13 protein-coding genes are annotated in these 13556 nt (G+C 51.9%); 4 read left to right on the top strand and 9 right to left on the bottom strand.

All coding sequences use genetic code 11. The annotated features are described in order from the left end of the window. The first annotated feature begins 21 nt into the window (after nucleotides 1–21). Nucleotides 22–1185 (top strand): MFS transporter, encoded by a 1164-nt coding sequence (locus NSU01_RS15320; RefSeq protein WP_076244761.1) that lies wholly within the window; start codon nucleotides 22–24, stop codon nucleotides 1183–1185. A gap of 83 nt (nucleotides 1186–1268) precedes the next feature. Here the strand turns inward: NSU01_RS15320 and NSU01_RS15315 are convergent, their stop codons facing one another. The 3 genes from NSU01_RS15315 to NSU01_RS15305 all read right to left on the bottom strand — a co-directional run bounded on the left by NSU01_RS15315 (nucleotide 1269) and on the right by NSU01_RS15305 (nucleotide 4712). After that, nucleotides 1269–2663 (bottom strand): glycoside hydrolase family 43 protein, encoded by a 1395-nt coding sequence (locus NSU01_RS15315; protein WP_076244981.1) that lies wholly within the window; start codon nucleotides 2661–2663, stop codon nucleotides 1269–1271. A 295-nt stretch (nucleotides 2664–2958) separates the two neighbouring features. Next, nucleotides 2959–4029 (bottom strand): ABC transporter ATP-binding protein, encoded by a 1071-nt coding sequence (locus NSU01_RS15310; protein ID WP_042213143.1) that lies wholly within the window; start codon nucleotides 4027–4029, stop codon nucleotides 2959–2961. A gap of 140 nt (nucleotides 4030–4169) precedes the next feature. Beyond that, nucleotides 4170–4712 carry an HXXEE domain-containing protein gene (locus NSU01_RS15305; protein ID WP_042136773.1) on the bottom strand — a complete coding sequence of 181 codons (543 nt, stop codon included), beginning with the start codon at nucleotides 4710–4712 and terminating at the stop codon, nucleotides 4170–4172. Nucleotides 4713–4982: 270 nt separating this feature from the next. Between NSU01_RS15305 and fabV the strand changes: the two genes are divergently transcribed. After that, nucleotides 4983–6173, top strand: coding sequence for an enoyl-ACP reductase FabV (gene fabV, locus NSU01_RS15300; RefSeq protein WP_076244759.1), 1191 nt, complete (start codon nucleotides 4983–4985; stop codon nucleotides 6171–6173). A gap of 101 nt (nucleotides 6174–6274) precedes the next feature. Here fabV and NSU01_RS15295 read toward each other — a convergent pair whose 3' ends face one another. From NSU01_RS15295 to NSU01_RS15275, 5 genes are read right to left on the bottom strand one after another with little or no spacing between them, the layout of a single operon-like run. Then, nucleotides 6275–7243, bottom strand: coding sequence for an aminoglycoside phosphotransferase family protein (locus NSU01_RS15295; RefSeq protein WP_076244756.1), 969 nt, complete (start codon nucleotides 7241–7243; stop codon nucleotides 6275–6277). A gap of 3 nt (nucleotides 7244–7246) precedes the next feature. Beyond that, the gene (locus NSU01_RS15290; protein ID WP_042136766.1) at nucleotides 7247–8215 is read right to left on the bottom strand and encodes a sugar phosphate isomerase/epimerase; all 969 of its coding nucleotides are present in this window, start codon (nucleotides 8213–8215) and stop codon (nucleotides 7247–7249) included. A gap of 39 nt (nucleotides 8216–8254) precedes the next feature. Next, nucleotides 8255–9325, bottom strand: a complete 1071-nt coding sequence (locus tag NSU01_RS15285; protein ID WP_042136765.1) for a Gfo/Idh/MocA family oxidoreductase — start codon at nucleotides 9323–9325, stop codon at nucleotides 8255–8257. A 48-nt stretch (nucleotides 9326–9373) separates the two neighbouring features. Then, nucleotides 9374–10471, bottom strand: a complete 1098-nt coding sequence (locus NSU01_RS15280; RefSeq protein ID WP_039303577.1) for a Gfo/Idh/MocA family oxidoreductase — start codon at nucleotides 10469–10471, stop codon at nucleotides 9374–9376. Next, nucleotides 10464–11231 (bottom strand): sugar phosphate isomerase/epimerase, encoded by a 768-nt coding sequence (locus NSU01_RS15275; protein WP_042136762.1) that lies wholly within the window; start codon nucleotides 11229–11231, stop codon nucleotides 10464–10466. Before NSU01_RS15275 ends, NSU01_RS15280 begins: the two co-directional genes overlap by 8 nt. A 312-nt stretch (nucleotides 11232–11543) precedes the next feature. On the opposite strand from NSU01_RS15275, the gene NSU01_RS15270 reads away from it, so the two are divergent. Then, entirely contained in the window at nucleotides 11544–12362 is an 819-nt protein-coding gene (locus tag NSU01_RS15270; protein WP_039303582.1) for a helix-turn-helix domain-containing protein, read from the top strand. A gap of 2 nt (nucleotides 12363–12364) precedes the next feature. Here the strand turns inward: NSU01_RS15270 and NSU01_RS15265 are convergent, their stop codons facing one another. Next, nucleotides 12365–12577 (bottom strand): hypothetical protein, encoded by a 213-nt coding sequence (locus NSU01_RS15265; protein WP_076244754.1) that lies wholly within the window; start codon nucleotides 12575–12577, stop codon nucleotides 12365–12367. A gap of 260 nt (nucleotides 12578–12837) precedes the next feature. On the opposite strand from NSU01_RS15265, the gene NSU01_RS15260 reads away from it, so the two are divergent. Then, nucleotides 12838–13518, top strand: coding sequence for a TIGR00266 family protein (locus NSU01_RS15260; protein WP_076244752.1), 681 nt, complete (start codon nucleotides 12838–12840; stop codon nucleotides 13516–13518). The last annotated feature ends 38 nt before the right edge of the window (nucleotides 13519–13556 follow it).

Raw genomic sequence — 13556 nt, 5'->3', positions numbered from 1 at the left:
ACTACCACGAGGAGATTCAGAATGAAACTTTTTTACATCGTCTTGGCGCTTATCCTGGCTTCACTGAATTTACGGCCGCCTATTACATCCATTTCTCCTCTAATGAGCACCATACAAAATGATCTGGGTATAAGCGGGATTACCGCCAGTCTGTTAACCACACTTCCGGTATTATGCATGGGCCTATTTGCTCCGTTCTCCGTTAGATTAAGCAGAAGGTGGGGAAATGAAGGGGCCATTGTTCTGGCTCTAATCCTCATCGGGCTGGGTACGGGATTACGCTGGTTTGTGGACACAACTCCATTGATGATGTTCACTTCTTTTATGTCGGGTGTAGGGATCGCCTTGGCAGGACCGCTGTTGTCCAGCTTCATCAAACAGCATTTCCCTGACCGGGTGGCAGCCATGGTAGGGATCTACTCTACAGCGATGGTGGCGGGGGCGAGCATTAGTGTGGGACTATCGGTTCCGCTTCAGCATCTGCTGGGGGGATCATGGAGGAGCTCACTGGCTGTATGGGCATTCCCCGCAGCCATTGCATTGCCTGTCTGGTTGCGGTTAGCCTGGTCTGCGCACACAGACCGGCAATCCGGTATAACTAAGAGTGTATTTCATGCACCTCTTCCAGTGAAGAACAGGCGTGCCTGGGTGCTGACCCTATTCTTCGGGCTGATGGCAGCGATCTTCTATTCCTTAACCGCCTGGCTCGCGCCAGCCATCCAAAGCCAGGGGTACAGCCAGGAGACGGCCGGAAACATCCAAACCTTATTCACATTGATATCGCTGCCCTCTACGTTGTTCATACCCATGCTTGTACACCGCTACCAAAGACGTGTATTCTGGCTTGTCGGGTGTGCGTTAATGGAGTTGACCGGTGTCCTGATGCTGAACCTATCCGTTAGCCCTTGGCTCGCGGCGGTCCCGCTCGGTATTGGTGCGGGCGGAATGTTCCCGATTGCATTAATGTTGCCCATTGATGAAACAAGCAACGCCCAGGAAGCCAGTAGCTGGTCTGCAATGACCCAATCCGGCGGTTATATTCTCGGAGCGCTTGGGCCGCTGGCTATGGGCTGGTACTACGATGCTACGGGCAGCTTCGTACAAGCATTCTATGGTTTGGCTGGCATCATCGTACTTCAGATTATCGTTCAATTGGCAATAGGGAACAAAAAAAGTTCTCCATAATAAAAAACAGCGGCAGCCAGGGACTATAGTTCGTCCTTTGCTGCCGCTGTTTCATATGATCATAGCCACCGGGGAATGTAACGTTACTTGTTCTCCGGTGAAACCTGGCTTCCCCAGACTGAGATGCCTTCCGCCGACAATGCCGTGAATGTCATTACATTACTTCCAGTGGCTTCATTCCATTCGCGCAGGAACACTCCGCTGTACTCCGTCCCGTCTATAGTCAGCTTCGCACTATGCTCATCACCCAGGCTCCATGTACCTGTTACTGCGCCGCTTATCGTACCGTCTGTATTCAGCTTAAGGAGCTGCGACTCTACAATCTCTGCAGTAATATCTTTGCCGTGATTGATATATTTGTACTCCCCGGCCACATCCCTACCGGAGTACTTGCCGATCTTCTCCCCGCTGTAGCGGTGGGGCGCCACTACCGGCCAGCCCGCTTCGTTCAGGAACATCTGGTGTACCCGCACTTCATGCTGCTCGCCAAGATTCGGGAACCGGGTATGGAAGATCAGATAATACTGCCCGCTCTTCTCATCATAATATGCCGAGTTATGTCCGGGAGAGACATACCCTGCACCGCTGGCTGAAGGTTCCTGATCCGTGTTCAGGAACTCATAACTCCCCATCAGCTTCACTCCGTAAGGTGCATATGCCGGATCATCAAACAGAACACCAGCCGTCCCCCGCGCGTCAATCATAGCTTTGCCTTCAGAATCCTCAAACGGTCCGTCCGGGTTCTTGGAGCGTGCAACACGGATATTATAGCCGCCATTCGCATCGAGCCCGCCGTAAGACAAGAACAAGTAGTAGTAATCCGTCTCCGGACTGTACAGCATATAAGGCCCTTCTATCCGGGCATGATCCGCCCCCAGCAGCTTCTTGCCATACCCTTGGTCTGCCAGCGGAAAGCCCGTAGCCGGGTCCAGCTCCAGAATGAAGATGCCTCCGGAATACGAACCGTATACCATCCACAGCTTGCCGTTCTTATCAAAAAACACATCAGGATCTACTACATTAGGCTTCTCGGTAGCATCATAGACCTCAGCGTCATCTCCGGTGCCGGCCATACCAGATTTAAGAATAATTCCTTTATTCTTATAAGGGCCTTCGACCTTGTCAGCGGCTGCGATGCCGAGTGCCGACAGCGGAGAATCTCCCCGGCATGCATCGTAGTACATGTAGAACTTCCCGTCCGCCAGCTGAATGACATCAGGCGCCCACAGGGTGTCCGATTGTGCCCAGCTGAGAGTCTCACTGAGTTCCTCCGTTACATTGGGGATAAGCACGTTGTCATCCGTTACCCCGGAGGAAATCTGAGTCCACGACATCAGATCCTTGGATTTGGCCGAAGCCAAATGCGAACCAAACACATAATAAGTATCGTCAGCCTTGATCACGGATGGATCGTGTACCGATACATTCTCAAACTCAGGTGTGCCTGCAGCATTCCCGCCACTGCAGGCAGGCAGCAAAGCTAAGGATATTAAAGCGGTTAGCGTTCTTGTTCTCAAGTTATAACCCCCTTATGTATACCCTTACATTTTGCTGCGCAATGACAAATTAGTCAATACTTTTATTTATATATATTTGTATTATTTTATATTTATATAAACTTAAAGTCAGGCAGATCGGCCGGGCATGTTCTTTGCGGTAACTTTAAGCTTCGTCCACCTTCGAAGAAACTCATTGCTTCCTGAATCGTCAAAAAAGCGCCAAGCCGCAATCGGCCTGACGCTAATCTTAATAGTATGTGCTATAGCCCGGTTCTTAATACTCGCTGCTGTTCTGCACGAGAACCGGCTCCGGATAGGCATTGCTCAAAACGCGGCGCTGCTTCTTCACGACATCCGGCGGTTCTACCGCAGGTGCCATCGGATGCATCAGCCAGGACTTCACAAGATGAGTATCGGAAACCTTGTACATTGGCGGTTCTTTCTCCATGTCAATCGCCATGGCATATGTGCTCCGCAGTGCGAAGGCATCACCCTTAGGCGGCTTGATCAGATCGGGAGGTGTTCCCGGAATCGCTGTAAGCAGGGAACCCTTGCTCTCAAGGCTAGGCATGGAAGCCAGCAAGCCCCAAGTATACGGATGTCTCGGATCATAGAAGATCTCTTCCGCTGTGCCCATTTCAACGATTTGACCAGCGTACATTACGGCAACACGGTCTGCCATTCTCGCCACAACCCCAAGGTCATGGGTGATGAAAATGATCGCTGTATCAATCTTCTTCTGCAGGTCCTTCATCAGATCCAGGATCTGTGCCTGAATGGTTACGTCAAGCGCGGTTGTCGGCTCATCGGCAATCAGGAGCTTAGGGTTAGCGGCAAGTGCCATAGCGATTACGACACGTTGGCGCATCCCGCCGCTGAACTCATGCGGGTACTGCTGGAAACGGCGTTCAGGTGAAGGAATTCCCACCAGATTAAGCAGCTCGATGCCGCGTTTGTAAGCAGCTTCTTTTGTAATTTTCTCGTGCTTGAACAGTACTTCGGTAATCTGTCTGCCGACTTTCATCATCGGATTCAGCGAGGTCATCGGATCCTGGAAAATCATACCGATCTCTTTACCGCGGATTTTTTGCATTTGCTTCTCATTCTTGCCGATCAGATCTTGTCCATCGAACAGAATCTGTCCACGCTTATATTCGCCCGCAGGCTGAGGAACCAGCTTCATGACTGCTTGCGAGGTTACGCTCTTACCGGAACCGGATTCGCCTACAATCGCCAGAGTCTCCCCTTTATTTACATGAAAGCTGACACCACGGATTGCTTGGACTTCTCCTCCGCGTGTTCTGAATGATATAGCTAGGTCTTTTACCTCTAAAAGGCGCTCCATCCTGTCACCCTCTCTGCTTCTTTTCAAATTATGATAATAATTCTCAGTAGCCAAAAAACACGCAATAATATTATTTTATCTATCATTAGGGGGTCACGTCAAGATTTTTCTGAAAACGTCACCGTAACAAATCATCATTCTCAGCTGCGGTTATGTCTTGTCCGGTTCTTCATCATGCCCCATACAAGCAGTGGTGTCAGGATCAGCATGAGCAGCACCGACCACCCTATGTCAGCTTCGCTGACAACATTCTCATACAGCAGGCGGTAAAAAGCATATATCGAGTACGGCAATGCTACGAGCACAGCAGTCACTACACCCGGGGTATACAGCCTCAGAACAATACTTTGTGCCAAATGTGTGAAGACATGCAGCAGAAACACAGCGAGCACGGCTAAGTAGAGCCAGTAGAACTCTAAAAACACCGCAACGAAGGTTACCCCCACTATCAGAATATACACGAAGAGCACATCCATAGCAAAATTCCTGGTGGTCATGCCCATCATAGGCGCCAGGCGCTTCTGCAATGACGGGGAAAGCGACGATGTTATAGCTGGACCGTGTTTGTTCCCCCATGCCTCAACTGTAAGAATTTCCTCAAAATCATGAAACATGAAGAATACAGGCAGCAGCCAGAGCAAGCTTGTTACGTCCATATGTATTTGCAGCCAGTTCAACATCATAACATCCGTCTCCTTTCGCGGGAAAGTTGTCATCCGGTATGTTCTCCGCTGCCCGTCGTCCCTGCCTTACTTGCGGGAATAACATTCAATGAAGTAAATTAGATCAATATAGCATTCATACAGCCTGATCTGGGAGCTCAGATGTTTCTTCACTTCATTATAAGGATCACCTGAGAGGTTCACCATGAGAAAATACTCACTCCGAATCAGGCAACTCCTCTCGATTCTACAATCCCTGCAACCATCGATGAAAGCGAGGTAAATATTATAATGATCATAAAACCCAGAACGCGCGGTTTCATCTGTACGACTGCCCACCCCGCAGGCTGTGCGCATCAGGTACAGCAGCAAGTGAACTATGTACAAAATCAGGGAAAATTTACAGGCCCCCGCAATGTACTCGTAATCGGGGCTTCAACCGGGTATGGACTTGCAGTCAGGATTGCTGCAGCCTTCGGTGCAGGAGCAGCAACTGTAGGTGTCTATAGACCCAGCACAGCCAGCGAGACGCGGACGGCCTCCGCAGGCTGGTATAATTCCGCAGCTTTTGAGGAAATGGCCTATACAGCCGGCCTGCGCTCCTACAGCGTATGCGGGGACGCTTTCACCGCTGAAACGAAAGAACGGACCATAGAGTTAATCCGCAGGGAGCTCGGACAGGTTGATCTTGTCATTTACAGCGTAGCCTCGGCACGCAGAACAGACCCAGAGACCAGAGAAGTTCATCAGTCAGTATTGAAGCCGATCGGCAGCACTTATACCAATACAACGATCAATTTCCATACCGGAGAACTAAGCACGGTACAGATTGAACCGGCCACCGAAGCTGAAATCGATGACACGGTTCATGTGATGGGCGGAGAAGATTGGCAGCTCTGGATTGAAGCGCTCCGGAATTCCGGTGCTCTGGCGGCAGATGCGGTCACTCTCGCCTTCTCCTATATAGGTTCGGAGCTAACACAGGCCGTCTACCGCGACGGAACCATCGGCCGGGCTAAAGATCATCTGGAAGCCACAGCCTTAGAGCTGAATGCCCAATTATCACCAACCGGAGGCCGCGCCTATGTAGCAGTCAGCAAGGGCCTGGTCACCCAGTCCAGCTCGGCGATCCCTGTAGTTCCGCTCTACATCTCCGTTCTCTACAAGGTTATGAAAGAAAAGGGACTGCACGAAGGCTGCATCGAACAAGCATACCGGCTGTATACCGGTTTCCTGTACAACCCGGAAGGGACTCCGGTAGACGGACAAGGGCGCATCCGGATTGATGATCATGAGATGAGCTCCGCTGTGCAGACAGAAGTGGACCGCATATGGCCCAAGCTAAGCACGGAGAATGTCTATCAATATTCCGATCTGGACGGCTACAGACGTGAGTTCTTCCAGCTGTTCGGCTTCGAGACTGGCGGCGTTGATTACGAAGCAGACATCAACCCCGTTATCGCCATCCGGAACAGGTACTGAGTACTGAGTGCTGACTGACATCCAACTGTTCTGATGTGCTGCTCAACAACAACAGCCAGGAGGCCGGATCTCCGAAGAGAACCGGCCTCCTGTTTGTCTCGTCAGATTACAGCTGAGAACAGCTTCCAGGACTCCGCGAGGTTCTCGTGGGCCCAGTTTACATGATTCTCATCCTTATACTGGCGCGAATAACACTCAATAACCATAATAAGATCCAGATACAGGTCGTACAGCCGCTTCCGCAGTAGTTCGTCCGGACTGCTGAAAGCTGTCCCGTACCCCTCATAGAACGCTTCCGAGTTCTCGAAATGCCGGAAATAATACTCCAGCAGCACATCACCCCACATGGCCCGCTCCCAGTCAATAATGGATACGATCCTGCCATCCTGCACAAAAATATTACCGTTCCACAAATCCCAGTGTACAAGACGCGGCTGCGTCACTGCATCCAGCGCCGGCAGATAACGCCCCAGCGCCTGCTCAATTTCCGGCAGCAATGCAGGTAACGCGGCATCCAGTCTCACAGCATCCTGAAGCACATTCAGCAGCATCGCCTTGAAGGTCTCCCTCCAGGACATTCCGCCTCCGGCAGGATCTGCACCGAATAATCCAAAAACTGGCCCTTTAATCTCATTGATCAGACGCTGGTACCGCCCGAGTTCATACTCAATGGAAGAACGCTGCTCTGGAGACAGGCTCTCCTTCACATCACTGTACGGCTCACCTTCAATCTTCTCCATGAAGAAATAAGGGCATGGAATCAGCAGCAGGCTCTCATCATAACTGTAGACTTCAGGCACAGGAATCCCGCCTGCAGCACGGACCAGGCGGAGCGCTCCGACTTCAGCACGCATAATATCCTTCTCATAGCTAAGCACTGCTGTCCCCGGCCCAGGAGCAACCTTAAGGATGACCGACCGTCCATCGCTCAGCTCCAGATCATAACCTGTATTAAAAAAACCTCCGGTCAGCTCTCTGCTGCCGACAACCGCTGCATCTGCACCGAAGGCGCTTGCTGCTAATAGACTCAGCTCCCGGTCATTCAGCTTGACCTTGGTGAAGCTCTCCATCTGTTAGACCCACCACATCTCGGAAAGAGGCTCTTCAATAAGTACCTGGCGGAGATTGTCTACAGCCTTGGAGAAGCCTTCCTCAATAGACATCAGGCCGTCTTCGTGTTCAATGCTGACCACATAGTCGTATCCTACAAGGCGGAGCGCACTCATCATGTCCGCCCACACCTTGACATCATGTCCGTAGCCTACGGAACGGAACTGCCAGGCGCGGTCAAGCATATTCGTATAGGACTGCATATCGGTCAGGCCATGCTTGTTGACATTGACCGGATCAATTACCGTATCCTTCGCATGGAAGTGATGAATTGCGCCTTCACGGCCCAGAATATGAATCGCCTGTACCGGATCAATGCCCTGCCACCACATATGGCTCGGGTCCAGGTTCGCGCCAATGGCTTCCCCTGCAGCTTCTCTTAGTCTCAGCAGCGTAGCTGGCGTATGCACCGAGAATCCTCCGTGCAGTTCAAGGCCAATCTTCACATCATGCTCAGTTGCGAAAGCAGCCTGCTCCGTCCAATAAGGGATCACTTTGTTCTCCCACTGCCAGGTCAGAATCTCCTGGTAATCATTCGGCCATGGCGCAACCGGCCAGTTCGGATATTTCGCGCCTTCATGATCGCCGGGACAGCCGGAGAAGGTATTCACAACCTTAACACCCAGCTTCTGTGCCAGCTTAACCGTGTTCACGAAATCCTCATGGTCCTTGGCTGCCAGCTCCTTCTGCGGATGCAGCGGATTGCCGTGGCAGCTAAGTGCACTGATAATCAGACCGCGGGATTCTACTGCATGCTTGAATTCCTTAAGCGCTGCTTCATTCTCAAGCAGCAGCTTCGGATCGCAATGGCTGTTGCCGGGATAACCTCCGGTGCCGATCTCAACTGCCTTCAGCCCTTTGGATGCTACGTAATCCAGCGCTTCCTCCAGCTTGCGGCCGCCGAACAATACCATAAATACTCCAAGTTTCATTGATGTTGCCACCTCTCCCTGATCAGTTCTCGTATCTTGTTATGCACCGTAGATATCGAAATTCTTGATGGTCTCATTCTTCTCTGCCGCTTCAAAGATAGCTTCAATCAGAATAAGCACACGCAGCACTTCAGCGTTCTTGACAATCGGTTCAGCTGTACCTTCGATTACAGCAGCCAGATTATCATAGAAGCTGGAGGATAGCTCAGACGCCGCCGGCAGGTCTCCGGCAATTGTCGAGCCTTCCGATGGCGGAGCCATCGTCTTGGTTAACCCTACACCTGCACGGATCGGTGTCGGTTCTATTTTCTCGGATGCATTATTGCGGGTGACTATTCTTCCTCTCAGAGACCAGTCCTCAATAATAGCCGTTCCCTCAAGCCCCTTCACATACCATCTTGGCAGCGTGATAAAGTTGGTGGTTCCGACTTCAACGATGGCTTTGATCCCATTCTCAAACTGCAGGCTGGCCTCGAAACCGTCATCCACATCATTGCCGAGAATATAGCTCAGGCTGCTGCTTACGCTTGTGACTTTGCTGTCAATCATGAACAGCAGCTGATCCAGCAGATGAACGCCCCAGTCCAGCAGCATCCCTCCGCCCTGCGCCTTCACATGACGCCAGTCGCCGGGAATCCCGTTAGCACCATGCACCCGGGACTCAAGCTGGAAGAGTGATCCAATCGTCTCCTTCTCATACATCTCCTTGATTACGCGGAAATCCTCATCCCAGCGTCTGTTCTGGTGCACCATCAGCACACGTCCGGCCGTATCTGCCGCTGCCTGCATCTCGGTAAATTCGGCCGAAGACATGGCCACCGGCTTCTCACAGACCACATGCTTGCCCGCCTGAAATGCACGAACAGCAATATCCTTGTGCACATCATTCGGTGTTGCGATCAGAATAATGTCCACCTCCGGATCTGCCAGTACTTCCTCATAGCTGGAATAAGCGGTGTAACCTGCTTCGGCAGCCAGCGCGCGCCGCTCTTCCAGCAGATCGAAGGCTCCGCTCACTATCACGCGGTCGCTTTCTTTAATTAATTGCGTGTGATAGCTGCCCATTCCGCCGTAACCAACGATAACTACAGTATGTTTGATTGAACTCATGGATTCCACTCCTGTTTTCTCTAATAGTCGCGTGAACCGGAGATGCTCTTAGTTGTCAGAACTTCCGTCAAAATAAACGGCACGTCCGGTACGTGCTGATTCATACACTGCTTCAAGGATCTGGGTAACAACAAAAGCCTGCTCCGGCAATACAACCGGATCTTTATCTTCTCTTACCGCTTCCAGCCACAGACGCGCTTCACGGTCAGCTTCAGTCTCAGCAGCACCGGAGTAGAAGGCTACTCCGCCTGATCCAAGATCAACTTTGGTTTCGTACAGGCGTCCGGCACGTTCGCCGTTCAGACGCAGGCCATCCTTCATGTCTGCTCCGCCCTCCGTACCGGCGAGCATTGTCTTGGCTTCACCAAATTCTGACACATTCAGCGCCCAGCTGGCTTCAAGCACAATTGTAGCACCGTTCTCCATTGTAATGAAGCCGAATGCGGAATCTTCAACCTTGAATTGTTCCGGATCCCATGGACCGAAGGCATTCGCCGCATTCTTCTTCTGGCCCAGCTTGTGGAAGGTGGAGCCTACAACCATACGCGGTTTGTAGTTATCCATCAGCCAGAGCGTCAGATCCAGTGCATGTGTACCGATATCGATCAGCGGTCCGCCGCCCTGTTTCTCTTCATCCAGGAATACGCCCCAAGTCGGAACGGCACGGCGGCGAAGCGCAATAGCCTTACCGTAATAGATATCGCCGAGTTCTCCGCTCTCGCACAGCCCCTTCAGATAATCACTGTCTGCACGGAAACGGTTCTGATAAGCAATGGATAATTTCTTGCCAGTGCGCTTGGCGGCATCCAGCATTTCCTTCGCCTGGGCAGTGGTCTTCGCCATCGGCTTCTCGCACAGCACGTGATTGCCGGCTTCGAGGGCGGCCACAGTGATCTCGGAGTGGCTGTCGTTTGGTGTGCATACATGCACGATGTCGAATCCGCCGGCAGCCAGCAGCTCACGGAAATCGGTGAATACAGCAGCGCCTTCCGCTCCGTAAGTCTTGGCAGCCTCTTGAGCACGTTCTTCTACGATGTCACAGAATGCCACCATTTCGGCATCCGCCTGACGGGAAAGACTTGGCATATGTTTGCCGTTTGCGATACCACCGCAACCGATAATAGCAATTTTGAGTTTGTTAGACATGAATATTTCCTCCTTGATTACCATATGATTTGATCCAATTCAAACTGTCAGCTACACTGGCAAGCGGTGAACGGCTGCAATAATCCTGTTCAACCACTGCCCATTCCACACCAGCCGCCGCGGCTGCTTCAATAATTGCAGCCAGATTGACTTCGCCTTCACCCAAGACCACAGTCTCCGGAGAACCGTCTTCGCGTTTTTTCAGGTCCTTGAGGTGGATGATCGGCAGCCGTCCTGCGTATTTATTGATGTATTCTACCGGATCATATCCGCCATAATACACCCAGCATGTATCCATTTCCACTTGAAGCTGCTCAGCAGGCACCTCATCGAACAGGTAGTCAAAAGCTGTGCGGCCGCCCACCTTCTCCGTGAATTCGAAATCATGATTATGATAAGAAAGAACCGCCCCGCCTGCCCGGCATTTGTCGCCGATCAGCCGCAGGTTCTTAGCCACTTCAGGCCAATTACGCTGTTCTTCCGTCAGAAAAGGCACGATCAGATTGCGGTTGCCAATCTCCAGATTGAAGCTGATTTCCTGTTCCGTATCGTTCAGCATAACATCGTACGGGCGATGCGCTCCGAGAGCCACGAGTCCTGTTTCCTCAAGCAGTGCCTTCACCTGCCCGGCCGTCCGGCCGAAATAGTGGAAGAATTCCACACCGCTGTAGCCCAGTTCGGCAACCTTGCGTATTGTCCCTTCGAAATCCTGTTCCAGTTCGTCTCTCAGCGTATACAGCTGAAGTCCTACCTTCAACATTATTGCTCTCACTCCTAAGTTTGATCCGAGAGTCCGACTGATCTTGCCGCCACCGCCCTTTGCCCCGCACCTATGCCAGGCATTCCACCTGAACAAACGGGCTGTAAACATAGGATGTAATATAGCTGTCTATCTGTCATCCGCTGCCTCCAGTGTTTGCCTATGTAGCGATCAGAGCCGCAATACAGCCTCCCCCACATCATTTGTATGTTTTTTGCTTAGGTACATGGTAATATGAAAGCGTATATAATAAAATGAATAATATGATTAAAACATGAACAATCTGCTTATCATTTAACAACAGGAGGACTCATGACACCTAACGCAGCCTGCCACATCCTATCCGCCGGATTCTCCTTCCACCGCAAGCCGTTTCATATGTCCCGCAGCGAAGGCGTCCAGTATTATCTGCTGCGCCTCCAGACCGAAGGACGCAGCCGGACGATGGAAGGCGGAGTCATCACTACTGTCGAGAGCGGCAATCTGATGCTCTTCGCACCGACCGATCCCTACTACTTAAGTATCGACAAGGAAGTCTACCCTGTCGGCAAGCCGCGGATTGAGAGCGGCGACTATCATATTTTCTGCAGCGGCCCCTGGATTGAAGAATGGTGGGGACGCAAGCATCGCCCGGCTGTACTCCGGCTGCCGCTCAGCGACCATATTCTTGGCCTGTTCCGCCAGCTTGTACTGGAGCAGCGCCGTCTATCAGATTCTTCACCGGATATCTCCGCGTGTTATCTGCAGATTCTATGTATGGAGATTGACAGGCTGATGTCCGAGCAGCCGGCAATTTCACCCAAGGCCTATCTTGCTTACCGGATGAAGCAGTATGTCGAGGAGCATGCCGCGTACGCCTTCCGTCTGGAGGATGTGGCCGGCCATGTCGATATTTCCGTCTCCCGCGCGGTTCATCTGTTCAAAGAAGCGTTCGGCACTACGATTGTGAAATATGTAAATGACGTCAGGCTGGATATGGCCAGGGAGAAGATCACCTTCAGCCCGATGCCGCTGGAGCATGTATCTGAAACTTGCGGGTTTGCCAACTATACGTACTTCCACCGTGTCTTCCGCAGCCGGTTCGGAATGTCACCCAAGCAGTACCGTATCCATAGCAGGGCGCAGGCGTAAGGTCACGAGACCAGTAGGCATGCAAAAGGAGCGCCATCATTATAGATCCGCTCCTTGTGTTTGACTTTATTCAATTGCTGGCGCTTGCCGGGTGTCGTCCGTACATGCTGGGAGATGGCGCCGTAGTCCTGATTCATCCTGCGGTTTCTTTCGGCACACCAGGTGCCGGAGCGTTCTGCCTTCAGCAGAGCTTTTTGCGTGCGTGTACGTGCCATATGCGGCCACACTCCTTGTCATAAGCTTATTCAGTACATGCGGTACTGTTATTTTAATTTTAACATAATCAACACATTACTGCCCGGTATAATTAACTATAATAGTCTATTACCTTGCCGTCAGCTTACACAGCCTTGTCTCCAGCTTGCGGCGGTGCAGCTTATTACAGTATTCTTGATGGGCAAGGTACATGCGTCTGGCAGAAGAAAGTCATCAATCATACTTAGAAATGAATAGGCAGAATCAGGAGGAGAAATCAATGAAATACGATGTGCTGTATGACGGCGCTTTTGCCATGCTGAAGGTAGTCCTGGAATCAGGAGAAAGTGTGAAGGCGGAGATGGGGGCGATGGTCGCCATGTCGCCGAATGTGGAGCTGAGAGGCACGGTAGACGGCGGGCTCATGCGCGGACTCGGCCGGATGCTGAGCGGGGAGAAATTCTTCTTCCAGGAGCTGACCGCCACCCGCGGACAGAGTGAAGTGCTGCTCTCACCAGGGGCAATCGGGGATATTCAGGCCATTGAGCTGGACGGCTCGTACAAGCTGATGGTGCAGAAGGATGGTTTCCTGGCTGGAACCCACGGTATTCAAGTGAACACCAAAATGCAGAATCTGACCCGCGGCTTATTCTCCGGCGAAGGCTTCTTCATTGTAGAAATCAGCGGCAGAGGTACGGTCTTCCTCTCTTCCTTCGGAGCCATTCACGCCATTAACCTCGGCCCTGGCGAGGAAATGATCATTGATAACGGCCACCTCGTGGCCTGGCCGGATTATATGGATTATAAGGTGGAAAAGGCAGCCTCCGGCTGGCTGAACAGCTTAACCAGCGGGGAGGCACTGGTCTGCCGGTTCCGCGGCGAAGGCGTCGTTCTGGTACAGACCCGCAATCCCGGAAGCTTCGGGACGTGGATCAAGTCCTTTGTGCCGAACCGGCCGTAGCAGCGGCGGGCTGCCGATTCCGAAATTTAAAAAAGATT

The organism is Paenibacillus sp. FSL H8-0259 (assembly GCF_037963255.1).
In the GTDB taxonomy this organism is placed as follows: domain Bacteria; phylum Bacillota; class Bacilli; order Paenibacillales; family Paenibacillaceae; genus Paenibacillus_AQ; species Paenibacillus_AQ phytohabitans.
The sequence above is the reverse complement of the archived record's forward strand: the minus strand, read 5'-3'. Positions and strand labels throughout refer to the sequence as shown.

Coding starts and splice junctions, on each gene's coding strand:
- NSU01_RS15275 (WP_042136762.1), bottom strand. CDS start 11,231: ATGTTGAAGGTAGGACTTCAGCTGTATACGCTGAGAGACGAACTGGAA.
- NSU01_RS15320 (WP_076244761.1), top strand. CDS start 22: ATGAAACTTTTTTACATCGTCTTGGCGCTTATCCTGGCTTCACTGAAT.
- NSU01_RS15280 (WP_039303577.1), bottom strand. CDS start 10,471: ATGTCTAACAAACTCAAAATTGCTATTATCGGTTGCGGTGGTATCGCA.
- NSU01_RS15265 (WP_076244754.1), bottom strand. CDS start 12,577: ATGGCACGTACACGCACGCAAAAAGCTCTGCTGAAGGCAGAACGCTCC.
- NSU01_RS15285 (WP_042136765.1), bottom strand. CDS start 9,325: ATGAGTTCAATCAAACATACTGTAGTTATCGTTGGTTACGGCGGAATG.
- NSU01_RS15270 (WP_039303582.1), top strand. CDS start 11,544: ATGACACCTAACGCAGCCTGCCACATCCTATCCGCCGGATTCTCCTTC.
- NSU01_RS15295 (WP_076244756.1), bottom strand. CDS start 7,243: ATGGAGAGCTTCACCAAGGTCAAGCTGAATGACCGGGAGCTGAGTCTA.
- NSU01_RS15310 (WP_042213143.1), bottom strand. CDS start 4,029: ATGGAGCGCCTTTTAGAGGTAAAAGACCTAGCTATATCATTCAGAACA.
- NSU01_RS15290 (WP_042136766.1), bottom strand. CDS start 8,215: ATGAAACTTGGAGTATTTATGGTATTGTTCGGCGGCCGCAAGCTGGAG.
- NSU01_RS15260 (WP_076244752.1), top strand. CDS start 12,838: ATGAAATACGATGTGCTGTATGACGGCGCTTTTGCCATGCTGAAGGTA.
- NSU01_RS15305 (WP_042136773.1), bottom strand. CDS start 4,712: ATGATGTTGAACTGGCTGCAAATACATATGGACGTAACAAGCTTGCTC.
- fabV (WP_076244759.1), top strand. CDS start 4,983: ATGATCATAAAACCCAGAACGCGCGGTTTCATCTGTACGACTGCCCAC.